Source organism: Umezawaea sp. Da 62-37, from assembly GCF_032460545.1.
GTDB lineage: Bacteria > Actinomycetota > Actinomycetes > Mycobacteriales > Pseudonocardiaceae > Umezawaea.
Window position 1 is genome coordinate 7,504,074 of record NZ_CP135965.1, and the last position, 18,255, is coordinate 7,522,328.

13 protein-coding genes are annotated in these 18,255 nt (G+C 70.9%); 8 read left to right on the forward strand and 5 right to left on the reverse strand.

What is annotated here, in order from left to right:
• Positions 1-181 precede the first annotated feature (181 nt).
• Positions 182-2,986: a LuxR C-terminal-related transcriptional regulator gene (locus RM788_RS34645; protein ID WP_315923010.1), complete on the forward strand. Its 2,805-nt coding sequence runs from the start codon at positions 182-184 to the stop codon at positions 2,984-2,986.
• 699 nt (positions 2,987-3,685) lie between these two features.
• Here RM788_RS34645 and RM788_RS34650 read toward each other — a convergent pair.
• Positions 3,686-5,161, reverse strand: coding sequence for a S8 family peptidase (locus tag RM788_RS34650; protein ID WP_315923012.1), 1,476 nt, complete (start codon positions 5,159-5,161; stop codon positions 3,686-3,688).
• 228 nt (positions 5,162-5,389) lie between these two features.
• Here RM788_RS34650 and RM788_RS34655 point away from each other — a divergent pair, with 228 nt between their 5' ends.
• From RM788_RS34655 to proB, 6 genes are all read left to right on the forward strand, one after another.
• The gene (locus RM788_RS34655) at positions 5,390-6,151 is read left to right on the forward strand and encodes a TIGR03936 family radical SAM-associated protein (RefSeq protein WP_315923014.1); all 762 of its coding nucleotides are present in this window, start codon (positions 5,390-5,392) and stop codon (positions 6,149-6,151) included.
• A 165-nt stretch (positions 6,152-6,316) separates the two neighbouring features.
• Positions 6,317-9,199, forward strand: a complete 2,883-nt coding sequence (locus RM788_RS34660; RefSeq protein ID WP_315923016.1) for a translation initiation factor IF-2 N-terminal domain-containing protein — start codon at positions 6,317-6,319, stop codon at positions 9,197-9,199.
• A gap of 330 nt (positions 9,200-9,529) precedes the next feature.
• Positions 9,530-9,841, forward strand: a complete 312-nt coding sequence (rplU, locus tag RM788_RS34665) for a 50S ribosomal protein L21 (protein ID WP_106192725.1) — start codon at positions 9,530-9,532, stop codon at positions 9,839-9,841.
• A 14-nt stretch (positions 9,842-9,855) separates the two neighbouring features.
• Positions 9,856-10,125 (forward strand): 50S ribosomal protein L27, encoded by a 270-nt coding sequence (gene rpmA / locus RM788_RS34670; RefSeq protein WP_315923019.1) that lies wholly within the window; start codon positions 9,856-9,858, stop codon positions 10,123-10,125.
• Positions 10,126-10,226: 101 nt separating this feature from the next.
• A complete protein-coding gene (obgE, locus tag RM788_RS34675; RefSeq protein WP_315923021.1) occupies positions 10,227-11,678 on the forward strand; it encodes a GTPase ObgE in 1,452 nt (483 codons plus the stop codon).
• Positions 11,678-12,805, forward strand: coding sequence for a glutamate 5-kinase (proB, locus tag RM788_RS34680; protein WP_315923023.1), 1,128 nt, complete (start codon positions 11,678-11,680; stop codon positions 12,803-12,805). The genes obgE and proB overlap by 1 nt, the downstream gene beginning before the upstream one ends.
• Positions 12,806-13,048: 243 nt before the next feature.
• On the opposite strand, the gene RM788_RS34685 is transcribed toward proB, so the two are convergent.
• Positions 13,049-13,447 (reverse strand): nuclear transport factor 2 family protein, encoded by a 399-nt coding sequence (locus RM788_RS34685; protein ID WP_315923025.1) that lies wholly within the window; start codon positions 13,445-13,447, stop codon positions 13,049-13,051.
• A gap of 80 nt (positions 13,448-13,527) precedes the next feature.
• On the opposite strand from RM788_RS34685, the gene RM788_RS34690 reads away from it, so the two are divergent.
• Entirely contained in the window at positions 13,528-14,067 is a 540-nt protein-coding gene (locus tag RM788_RS34690; RefSeq protein ID WP_315923027.1) for a TetR/AcrR family transcriptional regulator, read from the forward strand.
• Here RM788_RS34690 and RM788_RS34695 read toward each other — a convergent pair.
• The 3 genes from RM788_RS34695 to RM788_RS34705 all read right to left on the reverse strand — a co-directional run bounded on the left by RM788_RS34695 (position 14,053) and on the right by RM788_RS34705 (position 18,210).
• Positions 14,053-15,333 (reverse strand): MFS transporter, encoded by a 1,281-nt coding sequence (locus tag RM788_RS34695; RefSeq protein ID WP_315923029.1) that lies wholly within the window; start codon positions 15,331-15,333, stop codon positions 14,053-14,055. The two genes, RM788_RS34690 and RM788_RS34695, sit on opposite strands and share 15 nt — an antisense overlap.
• A gap of 93 nt (positions 15,334-15,426) precedes the next feature.
• Positions 15,427-16,128, reverse strand: a complete 702-nt coding sequence (locus RM788_RS34700) for a phosphotransferase (RefSeq protein ID WP_315923031.1) — start codon at positions 16,126-16,128, stop codon at positions 15,427-15,429.
• Complete coding sequence (locus tag RM788_RS34705; protein ID WP_315923033.1) at positions 16,129-18,210, reverse strand: RecQ family ATP-dependent DNA helicase; 2,082 nt, start codon at positions 18,208-18,210, stop codon at positions 16,129-16,131.
• Between the last annotated feature and the right edge of the window lie 45 nt (positions 18,211-18,255).

The window sequence follows — 18,255 nt, forward strand, 5'->3', positions numbered from 1 at the left end:
ACCACCGCGCGGCCCAGGTCTCTACGGTGGGTACCGAAGGAAATCCGGACCGGCTGCGGCCGGGGCTCTCGGTACCGAAGGACAACCGGAACGCCCGGTCTGGACAGATGCCATACGGTGGTGCTCCCCGCTCCCACGGCCTCGCGCGCACCCTGCCAGGCGCCGCAGATCGGAGCTCCAGGTGACATCCCCAGTGCCCGCGTGGGTGGTCCACAGACCCGTGCTCGTGCCCGCGGCCCAGTCGGCGTGCCTCGGTCGCGACGTCGAGCTGCGCACCATGCGGACCATGCTGGCGAAGGCGGCGGCGGGCCGTTCGGCGATCGTCACGATGACCGGTGAGCTGGGCGTCGGCAAGTCCGTGCTGCTGGAGGCCACCGCCGAACTGGCGAGGACGATGGGGTTCGCCGTCGCCGTCGGGCACGGGGCACGACTCGAGACGCACCTCGACGGCGGTGTCATCCGCCAGCTCGCCGACGACCTCGACGGCGAGGGCGTGGACCTGCGCCCCGACCGCGTGTCGTCCCTCGAAGCGTTCTACCGACTCGTCCGCCAGGCCGCGGAGAAGCGGCCGGTGCTGATCATCGTCGACGACATCCACGTCACCGACATCTGGTCGATGCGGTCCATGGCCTACATCCGCCGCCGGATCATCGACCAGCCCGTGCTGATCCTGCTCGGCTCCACCACCGGCCACCCGCCCGCCCGTGAGGTGTCGCTGCAGGAGCTCACCGGGTGCAGCGCCGAGACCGTCGTCCTGGGTGGACTGGACATCCACGGTGTCACGGATCTGCTCAGGGCCAACATCTCCGCGCCGGTGCACGCCGACCTCGCAGCGGCCTGCCTGGAGGTCACCGGCGGCAACGCCTACCTGCTCCAGTCGATGTTCGGCGCGCTGCGCCTGCACTTCGGCGACGAGATCGGCGCCGTCACGCCCGCCGAGGTGCGCGACCTCGCGTCGGCGGACATCGGCGAGCAGCTCCGCGTCCGGCTGCGCCCGCTGCCCGGCTGCGTCGAACTCGTCCGGGCGGTGGCGGTTCTCGGCGACGAGGCCACCGTGGACGTCGTCGCCGCGATGTCCGGAGTGGACTACGCCCAGGCGCTGCGCGGCATCGACGCGTTGGTGCGTCTGCGGATCCTCTGCAACAGCCACACGGTGTCCTTCCAGCACCCGTTCGTCCGCAACTCGGTGCTGCGCGACCTGCCGGTTGCCACCCGCGCCGCGGACCACGCCCGCGCCGCCCGCCTGCTCGCCGACGCCGACGCCTCCGACGTGGAGGTCGCCGGGCACCTGCTGGAGGCGCGCGGCATCCGCGTCCCGTGGGGGCTCGACGTCCTGCGCCGCGCGGCCCGCGAAGCCGCCCACCACCGCAGGCTGGAACTCGCCCGCGACCTCCTCGAACGCGCGCTGGACGAACCCCTCACCCCCGACGAGCGCCTCGCCGTGCAGCTCGAACTGGTGCACGCGGAGTTCCTCGGCGATCCGGGGAAGGGCATGGCCCGCCTGCGCGAAGCGCTCGCGCACGCCGACGACGTCCGTTCCGCCGTCGGCCAGGCCGTGACGATGCTGCTGCGGTCGTGCACCGCGCACGAAGCGCGCCTCGCGCTGTCCATCGGGCTCCAGGTGCAGTCCCGGCTCAGTTCCCAGGAGAAGGACGAGTTCTGGGAACTGCGCGCCATGTGCTACCTCGCCGCCGCGGGCAACGACCTCGGGCTGGCGTTGCGCGCCAGCCTGTTCACCGACGACCTGGAGTCGGAGCAGCCCGACGACCCCCGGCTGCGCCAGCTGCACTCGGTGATCATGTCGCTCGGCCACGCGCTGCGCGGCGACTCGGCGCTGGAGGCCGTGAAGCACGCCGACGAGGCGCTGGCGGGCGAGCGCGCCGACGTCTTCATGCAGCCCTTCGTGTTCACGCTGTCCACCTGCTTCCTCGTCGACGCGCCGGAGCTGTCGGACAAGTTCCGGCGGATGATCAGCAGCACCGAGGAACCCCACGACTTCCACCTGCGCAAGGGAACCGCGGTGTCCCTGGCGCACGGCATGGACTTCCTCGCGTCCGGCGAGCTGATCAGGGCGAAGACGTTCCTCAAGTGGCAGATGCGGCTGTTCGAGGAGCTGGACGCCGTCCGCGACTGCCCGATGGCCATCCTCTGCGCCGCCAGGCTCACCGAGGTTCTCGTCGACCTCGGCCGGGCCGACGAGGCCCGCGACCTGCTGGCGCGCAGCGGTTTCGCGGGCGAGCTGCCCGAACTGTTCCAGCACAACCTCGTGCTCTACTCCCGCGGCAAGCTCAAGCTCGCCACCGACGACCCCGCGGGCGCCCTCGCCGACCTGCTCGAGTGCGGCCGCCGCCTGGAGGCCTCCGCCGTCGACAGCCCCGCCGTCATCCCGTGGCGCGCACTGGCCGTCCGGGCCCACCTGGCGCAGGGCCAACGCGAACCCGCCGCCGTGCTCGCCAAGGAAGACCACGAGATGGCCCGGCAGTGGGGCACGCCGAGAGCGCTCGGCACCGCGCTGCTGTCGGTCGGCCTCAGCGCCGACGACGAGGACGCCGCCACCAGGGCGCTCCTCAAGGCGACCGAGTTCCTCTCCGAGTCCACCGCCAAGCTCACCCTCGCCGAGGCCTTCTTCGAGCTGGGCGCCCAGCTCCGCAGGCGCGGCCAGCCCGAGCGCGCCATCCCGCACCTCCGCAGGGCCGTGGAGATCAGCGCCAAGTGCGAGGCCCAACCCCTTATCCGCCTTGCGGGGGACGAGCTGCGAGCGTGTGAGCCGGTTACTGCCGAGGGGACCGTGCACGGGCTGACGAAGCAGGAGACCAGGGTTGCGGGGATGGCGGCGCAGGGGTTGACCAACCGGCAGATCGCCGAGGCGTTGTTCTTGACGCGGCGGACGGTTGAGCTGCATTTGTCGGGTGCTTATCGGAAGCTTGGTATCGCGGGGCGGGCGGATCTTGCGGAGGCTTTGGGTTCGCATTCCGGGCATGAGTAGCTTCGCTGGTTGGGAGCGCTCTCATGGGTTTGGGCTTGCGGGAATTGTCGTAGGTTGGCGGTAGCGTTTGTGTTGGGGGTTTCGCGGTTGGGGGACCCTGGTTTTGGGGTGTTCGTGGGTGGGTCGCCGGGGGGGGTGCGTCTGTCGTGGTTGGGCGGGTATTGGTGGTTGTCGTGCTGGGTCGCCGGGTGTCGGATCCATGTTCTCCGGGTACGGCCAGCTTGACTTGGGGCCCCGCTTTTCGGCCCTCGGCGGTCTAAAAGGGCAGGTGGTAGCGCTCCTGCCCGCCGTTGAAAGTGTAGGGCCGAAAACCCCAAGTAAAGCCGGCCGCACAGCGGACGAGCTTGCTCGGTGGGTGGTCAATCGGCGGTTCGGGTTGGGTGCCGTTGTGATCGGCGGGTGTTGTGTTGGTCGCCTGTTTGTTTGTTGCGTTGTGGTCTTTCGGCTTTGCCAGTGCGTTGTGGTTCGTCGGCGGCTGTGCCCGGTGCTGTTGTAGTCCGCCAGCCTCTTTGCAGACCCGGCCTGTGCGCAGGTCACGGGTGTCCGATCACCACTTCGGCCCTTTCCGCCATCGCGCCGCCGGCGAAGCGAAACCGAAAACTGTCGTACCCCATCCGTAGCGTGTACATCGGGGGGCCTTCCCGACCGGGGGACGCCTACTCCAGCGTGTCCGCCCGGCCGCAAGCACCTCCAGCGGCCCTACTGCGTCACTGCTGCCAGAGCGTCGACCAACCCGTGGCCGTAGAACCCGTTGTACTCCGAATAGCCGGTGCAGTAGGCGTCCTGCGCCCCGGTCCCGTTCAGGTCGTAGTCGGCCGGGCAGGGCAGGGTTTCCGATTGCGCGTTCAACATCCGGGTCAGTTCCGGCGCGGTGGCCTCCGGGTGCACGGAGGCCAGCAGTGCCGCCACGCCCGATACGTGCGGGGTCGCCATGGACGTGCCGCAGGAGTAGTCGTAGCCGGCGGGCACCGTGGACAGCACGCATCCGTCGGACTGGTTCTCGGGCACCTGTTTGCGGTCGCCGCCGGGGGCCGTGAGGTCCACCGCGCCGAGCCCGTACGAGCTGTAGCCCGCCTTGACCTCGTCGGCGCCCACGGACGACACGGCCACGACCGAGCGGAGCTGGGCGGGCAGCACGAGGCAGGTGTTGTCCAGGGCGCGCGGTTTGACCTCTTCCGCGTTGGTCGGGCTCTGCGAGTCGCGGTCGGGTTTGCTCAGGTCGGTGGCGCCGTTGCCCGCGGCCGCCACGGTCAGCACGCCCCGGCCGGACGCGTAGTCGACGGCGCGCCGCACGGCCTCGTAGACGACCTTCTGGCCGACCTGGTTCTGGCAGGTGAAGACCCACGGGTCGATGAAGTAGCTGTTGTTCGTGATGGTCATCCCGTGGACGGCCGACCACATGAAGCCGCACACCGCGTACTCCGGGTAGATGTACCCGTCGTCGTCCACGACCTTCACCGACGCGATCCGCACGCCCGGCGCGACGCCGGTGGTGCCCCGGCCGTCGTCCGCGGCGGCGATGGTGCCCGCCACGTGCGTGCCGTGCGCCGAGGTGGTGGGCGACCAGGCCGCCACGGAGGTGTCCGCCTTGCCGGTGGCGCAGCCCGCGGACAGGCCGGGGTCGAGGGCGTCGACGAGGTCGGGGTGGTTCGGGTCGATGCCGGAGTCGAGCACGCCGACGACGACGTCGCGGCTGCCGTTGTTGATGGCGTGCGCCTCGGCGGCCTTGATCAGGTCCATGTCCCACTGCTCGACGGTGCGGTCGACCGCACCGGTGCGGGAGGCCTTGCCCATCTCGGTCTCGTCGACCTTCTTCCGCACGACCGCGCCGGTGTGCTTGGAGATCGCCTCCGCCTGCGCGCTGTACGCCCGGTCGGCCCCCATCCGCCTGCCGAACGACGGGTCGGGCGAGGTCGCCACGGCCACGCCGATCTGCGGGTAGTAGACGGTGGACGTGCCGCACGACGCGGCGATCTCCGCCTCGGCCAAGGGCTGGCTCGTGCCTTCGTCGAACACCACGAGGTAGCGCAGGACCGGTCCCGGCTGCGTGCACGCGACGACCGGAGTCGAGGACTGCTCGGATTGCGCGGAGACAGCGGCGGACGCCACCTGGCTACCGCTGAGGAGCAGAGCTGCGCTGACCGCGACCGCTCGGGCGCGGCGGAGCAGAGGCACGGGGGACCTCCATGGCTGGACGTACTGCGTTCGACGGCGCCGGGTGACCGTTGTAGGCGGACGGTAACCACGTGCGCGTGACCAGACAACCTCAACGGCTCGAACCGCTCCACGGTACCGTCCTGCTGGAGTAGCAGCCTGGGCCGTTGGGGTGCCACCACCCCCGCCACGCACCGAGGAGCAGCACTGAGCCGCCAGCAGCAGCCCAACAACCCGTCGGCCCCGCCGGTGCAGAAGCTCCGCGTGCGCTACGCCAAGCGCGGCAGGCTGCGCTTCACCTCGCACCGCGACGTGGCGCGCAGCTTCGAGCGCGCGCTCCGTCGTGCGGGCGTGCCGATGGCGTACTCGCAGGGCTTCAGCCCGCGGCCGAAGGTGTCCTGGATCGGCGCCTCGCCCACCGGGGTCGCCAGCGAGGCGGAGTACGTCGAGTTCCAGGTCGTCCAGCTCGTCGACCTGGAGAAGCTGCGGCTGGTCCTGGACGAGGCGCTGCCGCCGGGGCTGGACGTGCTGGAGATCGTCATCTCGACCGGTGGGAACCTCACCGAGCGCATCGAGGCCAGTTCCTGGCGGGTCGAACTGCCCGGCGTGTCGCCGGAGGAGCTTCGGGTCGCCGTAGCCGCGCTGCTGGCCGCGGAATCGGTCGAGGTCGAGCGCCCGACCAAGGACGGGAAGCGGATCTTGGACGTCCGTCCCGCCGTGGTGTCGGCCCTGGTCGAGGACCAATCGAGCGACGCAGGCCACGATGGGCCTGATTTGTCACAGCCGTGTGGGATACTCGTGACGGTCGTACGGCAGACAACGCCTACCGTTCGACCCGATGACGTGCTGAGCGCGCTCCGCGTCGTCGCCGACCTGGTTCCGCCGGTGCCCGCGAAGGCGACCCGGATGGCGCAGGGACGGCTCGACGACGATGGTGGACTGGTAGACCCGCTGGCCCCGGACAGGGTGGCGGAGTCCGAGCCGGTGGCCGGGGAGCAGGAGCGCCGCTAAGGGCGTCGTCGAAGGACCTGCCGGCTGTGCGCCCGTGCTCGAAGAGCGCGGATACCGGTCGGCGTTGGCAAGGATTCCCGCCGCCAGCCGCGGCGGAGACTGGACTAGAGAGGCCCCTGCGCGGCCGCGTCTTCGAGTAGACGCGCCCGGGGGCGGAGGAGCTGCATGTCGAACAAGGACAAGCCTGCCGGTAACCCCGGCGGGGATAACGTCACATCCGCACACCCGGAGTTGGCTGATCTGCCCGCCAAGCTCAGGGTGCACGCGCTGGCGAAGCTGCTGGGTGCCAGCAGCAAGGACGTCGTCGCCGCGCTCGCCGATCTCGGCGAGACGGTGCGCGGGGTCCAGTCCAGCGTGAGCCGCGACATCGCCCTGAAGGTGGCCGAGAGCCTGCTGGACTGGGACGACGTCGTCTCCGGCGAGGTCGACGTCGAGGTGTACGAGGAGCCCGCCATCCCGGCCCGCCAGGTCCGGGACGTGGCAGCGTTCACCCCGCTGTTCGCGCCGCCGTCCGCGGTGTTCATGGCGCCGACCGCGCCCGCCCCCCAGGCCGAGGAGCCCGCTCCCAAGCGCGGCCGCGGCCGGGCGAAGCCGGTCGTCGTCGAGGAGCCCGTCGAGGACTACGACGAGGACGCCGAGCTGGAGGCGGACGCCGACCAGAACGACGCCGCCGACGACGAGTCCGGTGAGGACAGCGACAGCCGTCGCCGTCGTCGCCGCGGCCGTCGCGGCCGTGGTCGCGGCAAGGGCGCCGAGGACGTCGGCGAGGACGGCGAGGGCGCCGAGGAGTCCGAGGAGGACGACGCCGAGGCGTCGGCCGACCAGGACGACCAGGGGGCGGACGAGGGGTCGGACGGCGGCAGCCGCCGCAGGCGTCGTCGTCGTCGCCGCAAGACCGGCGCCGAGGACGAGCCCGCGATCACCGAGGACGACCCGCCGAACACGGTCGTGCACGTCCGTGAAGTCCGTGAGCAGCGGGAACCCCGCGACGCGCGGGACGACAAGGCCGACTCCGAGGCCGCGCAGAACGAGGTGCGCAGCATCCGGGGCTCGACCCGCCTGGAAGCCAAGCGCCAGCGCCGCCGCGACGGTCGCGAAGCGGGCCGTCGTCGTGTATCGGTCTTGTCCGAGGCCGAGTTCCTGACCCGCCGCGAGTCCGTCGAGCGCACCATGGTGGTCCGCGAGCGCGGCGACCGCACCCAGATCGGTGTCCTGGAGGACGGTGTCCTCGTGGAGCACTTCGTGACCTCGTCCGGCACCGGTTCGCTGGCGGGCAACGTCTACCTCGGCCGGGTGCAGAACGTGCTCCCGAGCATGGAGGCCGCGTTCATCGACATCGGCCGCGGCCGCAACGCCGTGCTCTACGCCGGTGAGGTCGACTGGGACGCCGCCGGTCTCGAGGGCAAGTCCCGCAAGATCGAGCAGGCCCTGTCCAGCGGCGACAGCGTCCTGGTGCAGGTCACCAAGGACCCGATCGGCCACAAGGGCGCCCGCCTGACCACCCAGATCAGCCTGCCCGGCCGCTTCCTGGTGTACGTGCCCGGCGGCGGCGCGACCGGCATCAGCCGCAAGCTGCCGGACAACGAGCGCAAGCGCCTCAAGGACATCCTCAAGCGCGTCGTCCCCGAGGACGCCGGTGTCATCATCCGCACCGCGTCGGAGGGCATCGCCGAGGACGAGCTGGGCCGCGACGTCACCCGCCTCCAGGCGCAGTGGCAGGTCATCAAGGACAAGGCCGCCACGCCCAAGGCGCAGGCGCCGCAGCTGCTGTACGAAGAGCCGGACCTGCTGGTGAAGGTCGTCCGCGACCTGTTCACCGAGGACTTCTCCGCGCTGATCGTCCAGGGCACGGACGCCTGGGAGACCATCGACGGGTACGTCCGCCACGTGGCGCCGGACCTCCACGACCGGCTGCGCAAGCACATCGGCCAGTCGGACGCGTTCGTCGAGCACCGCATCGACGAGCAGCTGCTCAAGGCGCTCGACCGCAAGGTCTGGCTGCCCTCGGGCGGCTACCTGGTCATCGACCGCACCGAGGCGATGACGGTCATCGACGTCAACACGGGCAAGTTCACCGGATCGGGTGGCAACCTCGAGGAGACGGTGACCAGGAACAACCTGGAGTCGGCGGAGGAGATCGTCCGCCAGCTCCGGTTGCGCGACATCGGCGGCATCATCGTCATCGACTTCATCGACATGGTGCTGGAGTCGAACCGCGACCTCGTGCTGCGCCGCCTGACCGAGTGCCTCGGCCGGGACCGCACCCGCCACCAGGTCGCCGAGGTCACCTCGCTCGGTCTGGTGCAGATGACCCGCAAGCGGGTCGGCACCGGTCTGCTCGAGGCCTTCAGCACCACGTGCGAGCACTGCCGCGGTCGCGGCGTCGTCGTGTCCACCGACCCCGTGCACGCGCACGGCGGCGGCGGCGCGCCCGCCACGGCCCCCAGCGCTCCTCAGCAGCAGCAGACCCAGCAGCAGCAGCCGAGCCGGAAGTCCCGCCAGCGCAACCGCGGTGGCGGCGACGGCGGCGAGCACACCGACGCGCAGGTCGTCGTCGACGAGCCGGTGGCCGAGGTCGTCGAGACCGCGCCGCCGGTGCAGCCCGCGCAGTCCGCTCCGTCCACTTCGGACGAGCCGGTGGGCGACTTCGTCGTGGACACGAACGAGGCCGCCGTGCTGCTGGACCAGGACGCCCAGTCCGCTCAGGACGGTGCGAAGCGCGATCGGCGCGACCGCAACCGGGAGCGGCGCAGGGCGCGTCGGGACGCGGGTGCCGCGAAGCAGGTCCAGGAGCCCGTAGGTGATGCGTCTGAGACTGTCGTGGCGGCTCCTGTCGAGGCTCCGCCGGTTGTCGACGTCGTTGCGCCGGTTGAGGCTCCGGTTGGGTCTCCGGCTGAGGCCGTCGCGCCGCAGCAGGCGCTGAACGGCCACGTGGCTCCCGAGCCGGTCGAGCAGGAACCGCCGACCGTGATCGCGCCCCGGCGCCGGACGTCGCGTCGTGCGGCGACCCGTCCCGCGGGCCCGCCCGTCGGTGTGACCGAGGGCTGACAGAACTGATCGCGGGGCCCGTGCCGAACCGGCACGGGCCCTGCGGCTTTTTGTGGCGTCGAGCACATCCGGCGGCTCGCGGAAGCGCGGCGAAAGCCGTCGGAATCACCGTTCGGGGCGCTTCCGTTTTCGCTGCTGACCAGGGGAATCGGGCTACGCGCACCCCAGTTTGACCTCGCCGTGCACAGCCACGTAACCTGGTACACGGCCCGCCGTCCGGTGGGCCCTGTCGTGTGTAGCCCGGCGACTCTGACTCACGTAATGGTGATTCACGAAAGCCTGGGCGCGCGCGGCCCCGTCACCGTCGAGTAGCAGGAGACTTCCGTCCTGATGTACGCGATCGTCAAGACTGGCGGCAAGCAGTACAAGGTGGCTGTCGGCGACGTCGTCGAGGTCGAGAAGCTCGAGGGCGCCCCGGGCACTGAGTTCACTTTCCCGGCGCTACTCGTCGTGGACGGCACTGACGTCACCGCAGACGCTGAGGCCCTCGGGAAGTTCTTGGTGACCGGCAAGGTCGTCGAGCAGACCAAGGGTCCCAAGATCCGCATCCACAAGTTCAAGAACAAGACCGGCTACCACAAGCGGCAGGGTCACCGTCAGAAGCTGACCCGCGTCGAGGTTACCGGCATCACCGGTAAGTGAGGACCTGACTAGCCATGGCACACAAAAAGGGTGCATCCAGCTCCCGTAACGGCCGCGACTCCAACGCCCAGTACCTGGGTGTCAAGCGGTTCGGTGGTCAGGTCGTCAAAGCCGGCGAGATCCTGATCCGCCAGCGCGGCACCAAGTTCCACCCCGGTGTGAACGTCGGCCGCGGCAAGGACGACACGCTGTTCGCCCTCGCCCCCGGCGCGGTCGAGTTCGGCTCGAAGCGCGGTCGCAAGACCGTCAACATCGTGCCGGTCGAGGCCAAGGTCGCTGCGTAGATCCGACCTGATTCCACCGAGCGCCGTGTGTCCGCCACCGCGGATACACGGCGCTCGGCGTTTGTCCCCCCTTTCGCATGACCCTTTGGAAGTGAGTTCCCGTGTCCCGATTCGTCGACCGGGTGGTTATCCACGTAGCCGCTGGCGAGGGTGGCAACGGTTGCGCGTCGGTGCACCGGGAGAAGTTCAAGCCGCTGGGCGGTCCTGACGGCGGCAACGGCGGCAAGGGCGGCGACGTCGTCCTGGTCGTCGACTCCAACGTGCACACGCTGCTGGACTTCCACTTCCGCCCGAACGCCGCCGCCACCAACGGCAAGCAGGGCCAGGGCGCCAACCGCGACGGCGCGAACGGCGAGAACCTCGAACTGCGCGTGCCGGACGGCACCGTGGTCCTCACCGAGGACGGCAAGATCGTCGCCGACCTCGTGGGCGAGGGCACCCGCATGATCGCCGCCCGCGGCGGCCGTGGAGGCCTGGGCAACGCGCAGCTCGCGTCCAGGGCCCGCAAGGCGCCCGGTTTCGCGCTGCTGGGCGAGCCCGGCGAGGGCGGTGACTTCGTCCTCGAGCTGAAGTCCGTCGCCGACGTCGGCCTGCTCGGATTCCCGTCGGCGGGCAAGTCGTCGCTGATCTCGGTTCTCTCCGAGGCCAAGCCGAAGATCGCCGACTACCCGTTCACCACCCTGGTACCGAACCTCGGCGTGATCACCGCGGGCGCCACCGTCTTCACCATGGCGGACGTCCCCGGCCTGATCCCCGGCGCCAGCGAGGGCAAGGGCCTCGGCCTGGACTTCCTGCGCCACATCGAGCGCTGCGCGGTCCTCGTGCACGTCGTCGACTGCGCGACGTTCGAGGCGGGCCGCGACCCGCTGTCGGACATCGACGCGCTCGAGGAGGAGCTCGCGAAGTACACCCCGTCACTGGGCGGGGACCTGAGCGACCGGCCGCGGCTGGTCGTGCTGAACAAGATCGACGTGCCCGAGGCCCGTGAACTCGCGGAGTTGGTGAAGGCGGACATCGAGGCACGGGGCCTCCAGGTGCTGGAGATCTCGACCGCGACCCGCGAGGGCCTGCGCGAGCTGACCTACGCGCTCGGCGCCGTCGTCGAGGAGTACCGCGCGACCAAGCCGAAGCAGGAGTCCACCCGGATCGTGCTGCGGCCGACCGCCGTGGACGACGAGGGCTTCACCGTCCACGACGACCCGGAGACCGAGGGCGGGTTCATCGTCAAGGGCGACCGCCCCGAGCGCTGGATCCGGCAGACGGACTTCTCCAACGACGAGGCCGTCGGCTACCTCGCGGACCGCCTCGCCCGAATGGGCGTCGAAGAGGTGCTGGTCAAGCGCGGTGCGGTGCCCGGCGCCCAGGTCACCATCGGCGACCTGGTCTTCGACTGGGAGCCGTCGACGCCCGCGGGCATCGCGATGACCATGACCGGTCGCGGCACGGACCTGCGGCTGGAGAGCAACGACCGAATCGGCGCGCACGAGCGCAAGGCGCTCAAGAAGGCGCGCCGGCTGCCCGGTGTGTACGACGAGGACGATTTCGAGGAGTGATGATCGGCGGCGTGGAGGTCTCGTTGGCCCGCAAGGCGATCGCTTCGGCCACCAGGGTTGTCGTGAAGGTCGGTTCCTCCTCGCTGACGACGGCCGAGGGCGGGCTCGACCCGGCCCGGCTGGACGCGCTGGTGGACGCGCTCGCCGCCCGCCGCGCGGGGGGCGGTCAGATCGTGCTCGTGTCCTCGGGCGCGATCGCGGCGGGCCTGGCCCCGTTGGGGCTCACCCGCCGCCCGAAGGACCTGGCGACCCAGCAGGCCGCCGCCAGCGTGGGCCAGTTGGCACTGGCCCACGCCTACGGCAACTCGTTCGGCCGCTACTCGTTGACCGTTGGTCAAGTCCTGCTGACCGCGGACGACGTGGTGCGGCGCTCGCACTACCGCAACGCGCAGCGCACGTTCTCGCGCCTGCTGGCGCTGGGTGTGGTGCCGGTGGTCAACGAGAACGACACCGTGGCCACCGAGGAGATCCGGTTCGGCGACAACGACCGGCTCGCCGCGCTGGTGGCGCACCTGATCGGTGCCGACGCGCTGTTCCTCCTCTCGGACGTGGACGCCCTCTACGACGGTGATCCTCGACTGGCCGAGGCCCGTCGGATCACCGAGGTCGGCGGCCCGGACGACGTGGACGGCGTCCGCGCGGGTACCGGCGGCGCGCTGGGCACCGGCGGCATGGCCTCCAAACTGGCTGCGGCCACCCTGGCGGCGTCCGCGGGCATCCCGGTCCTGCTGGCCGGTTCCGGCGACGCCGCACGGGCACTGGGGCCGACCGACGTGGGCACGGCCTTCGCCGCCACCGGGACCCGGCTGACCGCGCGCCGCTTCTGGCTCGGCTACGCCGCCGACGCGAACGGCAAGCTGATCCTCGACGACGGCGCCGTCTCCGCCGTGGTCGGCCGCAGGCGTTCCCTGCTGGCCACGGGCATCACCGCTATTGAGGGCGCGTTCGAAGCCGGTGACGTGGTCGAGTTGGCGGACACCTCGGGCCAGGTCGTGGCCAGGGGAGTGGTGGCGTTCGACGCCGCCGAACTACCCGCGCTGATCGGCCGGTCCAGCCACGAACTGCCCGCGGAGCAACGGCGCGAGGTCGTGCACGCGGACGACCTGGTCGCCCTGCACCGCTCCTGAACGGGGCTCGGCCCGCCATCGCACGTTCAATCGCTCACCCCGCGCGGCGGTACACCTCGCCGGCGAGGGCGGGGTTGATGTGTCCAGTCCTCAATGGCAGTGCCGACGTCCGGTCCGCGTTGACGGTGCTCAACCTCGGCCCGAGAGCACGGTGTTGAACGCGCAGCCCGCGAGGACTGTGCTGAACGTTGTACCCGCGAGTGCGGTGCTCGACGCTCAGCCCGCGATCGTTGTGCTGAACGCTCAGCCCGCCATCGCGGCGACCATGCTCATCGTGTCCTGGTACTCGCGCCAGTGCGCGATCCTGCCGTCGCGGACCCGCAGCACCCCGACGAACGCCGCCGTGCCCCGCCTGCCGGTGATCGTCGACCGGCCCACCAACTCGTACTCCACCACGAGCACGTCGGGATCGGCGGTCTCGTGGAGCGCCACCTCCCGGTACTCCTCCAGCCGCACGGGCATCGCCTCGCGCCCCGCCTTGGCGAACGCGACGAACGCCTCCCGCCCCTCGATCCGCTTCGGCCTGCCCGGCGCGGCGAAAGGCGTCTCCACGACCACGTCTTCGGCCCACAGGTCGTCCAGGATCGTCGGATCGAGCCAGCCCCGGCTCATCGACGCGTAGACCTCACGTGCGTTCATCATGATCCTCCAGTAAGATGAGCGAAGACTCAGCTTGGACGATAATGAGTCACGACTCAGGTTGTCAACGAAGGGATTTTTCGATGCGCGCGGATGCCCAGCGGAACCGGGCACGCATCCTGGCCGCCGCCGACGAGATCTTCGCCGCGAAGGGCGCGTCCGCGTCGACCGAGGAGGTCGCCGCCAGGGCGGGGGTGGCCATCGGCACGGTCTTCCGGCACTTCCCGACCAAGAACGACCTGCTGTCCGCGCTGATGAAGGAACTCGTCCGCGAACTGGCCGAGGAGGTGGAGTCCCTGGTCCGCCAAGGGGATCCGGCCACGTCGCTGTTCACGTTCTTCGCCCACCTGGTCGAGCGCGCCGCGTCCCGCAAGACCGTCGTCGAGCTGCTCGGCATCGACATCCTCGTCTCCGACCAGCTCCAACTGCTCCGCGAGGCGGTCGGCATCCTGCTCGACCAGGCGCAGGCGGCGGGCGTGGTCCGGGCGGGCGTGCGGCTGGACGAGGTGATGGCGCTGCTGGCCGCCACCAGTCAGGGCGCGCTGCACTCGGGCTGGGACGCCGACCTCCGCGAGCGCACGCTGGCGGTCGTGTTCACCGGCTTGCGCTCAGCGCAACTCTGAGCCCTTGGTCTCCGGCAGGGTGAGGATCACCAGGAACGCGATCGCGGCACCCGCCGCCACGTAGTAGAAGTACACGTTCGACAGCCCCCGGTTGGCCAGCGCGGCGATCACCAGTGGTGCCGTGCCGCCGAACACCGCGACCGTGAGGTTGTACCAGGCGCCGATGCCGAGCCCGCGGAGTTCCGTCGGGAACAGCTCGCTCATCGTGGCGGGCGCGATCGACGTCATCATCGTGTAGAGCCCCAGTCCGACGCAGAACACGATCAACGGCCCGGTCAGCCCCGGCTTGATCAACGACGACAGCGGGACGACCAGCACCGCCGTGGCCGCCGACCACACCAGCAGCTGCGGCCTGCGCCCGAACCGGTCCGACAGCGCGCCCATCGGGTACTGCAACGCGATGAACAGCGTGGTCGCGATCGACAGCGCCAGGAACACGTCCACCGCGTCCACGCCCCGGCTCTTCACCGCGAACGGCGTCAGCGCGGAGAAGAACGTGTAGTAGCAGAGCGTGGACAGCATGGAGAAGCCCACCAGCCGCCCCACCGCCTTCGGGTGCTCGCGCAACGTCGTCAGCAGCGGCCGCTTGAGCGCTTCGGCCTTCACCCTGTTCTGCTCGAACTGCTCCGTCTCCGCCAGGCTGCGCCGCAACCACAACCCCACCAGCCCGAGCGCACCGCCGACCAGGAACGGGATCCGCCACCCGTACGACCCGAGTTGCGCCTTGTCCATCGTCCGCGCCAACGTGAACCCGATCAGCGACGCGATCAGCACCGCCGTGCCGGTGGAGATGTAGAAGAACGACGAGTACCGCCCCCGCCGCGCGGGCGGCGAGATCTCCGCCAGGTACGCCGACGCGTTCGACACCTCCCCGCCCAACGACAGTCCCTGCGCGATCCTGGCCAGCAGCAACAGGATCGGCGCCAACCACCCCACCTGCTCGTAGGTCGGCAGGACCGCGATCGCCGTCGACCCGCCCGCCATCAGCGCGATCGTCAGGAGCATCGCCGTCCTCCGCCCGCGCAGGTCGGCGAACCGCCCCAGCAGGTACCCGCCCAGCGGGCGGAAGAAGAACGCCAGCGCGTAGGTGGCCAACGTGTTGATCAGCGCCAGCTCAGCGTTGCCGGAGGGGAAGATCGCCGTCGCGAAGTAGATGCTGAAAGTCGCGTAAATGGTCCAGTCGTACCACTCGATCGCGTTTCCCAGGCTCGCCGCGATGAGCTTCCGAACCGGAAGCCGATGCCTCTGCTCCGCCACCTCCACCATCTCCGGACCATCCCACAGCCCGGCTCCGCTGACCAGATCGCCGACACCCCGTCACTTCGGTACGCCTACCCGACGAATCCGAGGGCCGGTCGATCACCGGGGGTCCAGTTCCGCCCGGTGCTCAGCCACCCACTCGTACCGCCCCCGCACCTCCTCGACCACTCCCGCCGCCCGAAGCCGCTCACCCGCGGGCCCCTGATCGGCGACGATGTCCCGCCAGCACCGGTCCTGCCACCACAGCACCGTGTCGATCAGCGTGCTCCGGTCCTCCAGTCCGTAGGCGTCGCAGATCACCCGGACGCCCCGCGCCACCGCCCCGACATCGGCCCCCGGCCCCGCACCCGTGTACTGCCAGCACACATGCGCCAGGTCGTGGACGCGCGGACCGGGCGCCGCGTGGTCCCAGTCGATGAACGCCACCGGCCGCAGCCCCTTGCCCGCGTCGCGGTACACGGTGTTCTTGGGTGAGAGGTCGTTGTGGCACACCACTTCCCGGTCGCCCGCCAACCCCGACGTGAGGTCGTGGAACTCGCGCGTCAACCGCGCGACCCCCGCCAGGCTCGCCTCTGACCCCACCGCGGCGGGCTGCTCGGCTTCCCAGGCCACGTGCCCGTCCAGGAACTCCAACACCTCCCGGCCCCGCGCGTCGACGCCCAGCAGTCGCGGCGCGCCCGGCCACTCCTCCAGGTGCTCCAGCACGCGGTGGGCGAATCCGCCCGCCGACGTCCTGCGCACCGTGTCCCCGACGCGCACGACCTCGTTCACGAACCCGCCGGGCAGCCGCTCCTCCAGCACCTACGCGGTCACCGCCAACGCGAACGGCAGGACGGCGCCCGCCCCCGCCTTGCGCAGCGCGCGGGCCGCGACCGTCATCGTCCACCCGGTGTCGATCCGGTCGTCGATCAGCAGCACCGGTCCGTCCACTCCGGACAGGTCCGGCGCCTGGACCCCGTTCCACAGTCCGGAGAGCCGTTGCGCGCTGTTCGCCCGCTGGGTCGCCCCACCGACCCACACCTGCCCCAGCAGCGGCAGCCGCCCGATCTCGGAGATCCGCGCACCGAAGCTGCCCACCAGCGCCGGCCTGCCCCGCGACCCCACGGTCACCACCCCGACCGGCCGTTCCGCCCAGTCCCACGAGCCGAGCACCTTCACGCACGCCTGGAACACGTCGTCCGGGATCGGCTGGTCGTCCTCCGCGAACAGCGCCCGCAGCCTGTTGCCCCACCCGATGTCGGTCAGCCGTCCCAACGCCCGCCCGGCGTCGGCCGACTCGCCCACGGCGATCTTCCCCGACAGCGGGACGCCCAGCGCCGCCATCCCGCTCGGCCACAGCTTGCGGGGTGCCACGTCCACACCGGGGCGCATCAGCCGTTCCCGCGCGACCGTCGCCGCACCGGACGACACCTCGGCGGACGGCCGCTCGCCGGTGCAGTTGTCGCACCGCCCGCACGGGCTCGCGCTCGGGTCGTCGAGCTGCCGCAGCAGGAACTCCATCCGGCAGCCGGAGGTGCTCAGGTAGTCGAGCATCGCCTGCTGCTCGACCTGTCGCGCCTCGCCGATGCGGTCGTACCGCTCCGCGTCGTAGGACCACTCCCGGCCCGTCGACTCCCACCCGCCGCGCACCCGCTTCACGGCGCCGTCGACGTCGAGCACCTTGAGCACCACCTCGAGCCGGTTGCGCGACAGTTCGACCATCGGTTCCAGGGCGGCGGTCGACAGCACGCGCCCGGCGTCCGCCAACGCGCCGAGGACCTGTCGCACCACCCGTTCCGGCGGGAACGCCATCGACGCGAAGTACGCCCAGATGTCCTTGTCCTCCGGGCCCGGCAGCAGCAGGACGTCGGCCCGTTCCACACCGCGGCCCGCACGGCCGATCTGCTGGTAGTAGGCGATGGGGGAGGGCGGCGCGCCCAGGTGCACCACGAACCCCAGGTCGGGCTTGTCGAACCCCATGCCCAGCGCGGAGGTCGCCACCAGCGCCTTCACCCGGTTCGCCAGCAGGTCCTCCTCCGACCGCTGCCGCTCCGCCGGGTCCGTCCGCCCCGAGTAGGCCGCCACCTCGTACCCGCGCTCCCGCAGGAACGCCGCCACGTCGTCCGCCGCGGCCACGGTGAGCGTGTAGATGATCCCCGACCCCGGCAGCTTCGCCAGCCGCTCGCCGAGCCAGCCGAGCCTCGCCTCGGCCGTCGGCAGCCGCACCGCCGCCAGCCGCAGGCTTTCCCGGTCCAACGGGCCGCGCAGCACCAGCGCGTCCGACCCCGAGCCGAGCCCCAGTTGCTCGGCCACGTCGCGCACCACGCGGTCGTTCGCCGTGGCCGTCGTCGCGAGCACGGGCACCCCGGTGGGCAGTTCGGTCAGCAGCGTCCGCAGCCGCCGGTAGTCCGGCCGGAAGTCGTGGCCCCAGTCCGAGATGCAGTGCGCCTCGTCCACCACGAGCAGCCCGGCCGACGCGGTGAGCGACGGCAGCACGTTGTCCCGGAAGTCCGGGTTGTTCAGCCGTTCCGGCGACACCAGCAGGACGTCGACGTCGCCCGCCGTCACCGCCTCCTGCACGTGCTCCCACTCGTCGGTGTTGGCCGAGTTGATGGTCATCGCGTGCACGCCCGCCCGCGCCGCCGCCTCGACCTGGTTGCGCATCAACGCGAGCAGCGGCGAGACGATCACCGTCGGCCCCTCGCCCAGCCCGCGCAGCAACGCCGTCGCGATGAAGTACACCGCGGACTTGCCCCACCCCGTGCGCTGCACCACCAGCGCACGCCTGCGTTCCGCGACCAGCGCGTGGATCGCGGTCCACTGGTCGTCGCGCAGCACGGCTTCCGGGCCCGCGAGGGCCCGCAGTCGCTCGTCGGCCAGCTCCCGGAGGGAGAGTTCGTCCATGTCCACACCATGACAGGTCCCACCGACAAAACCGTGTTCAGCATC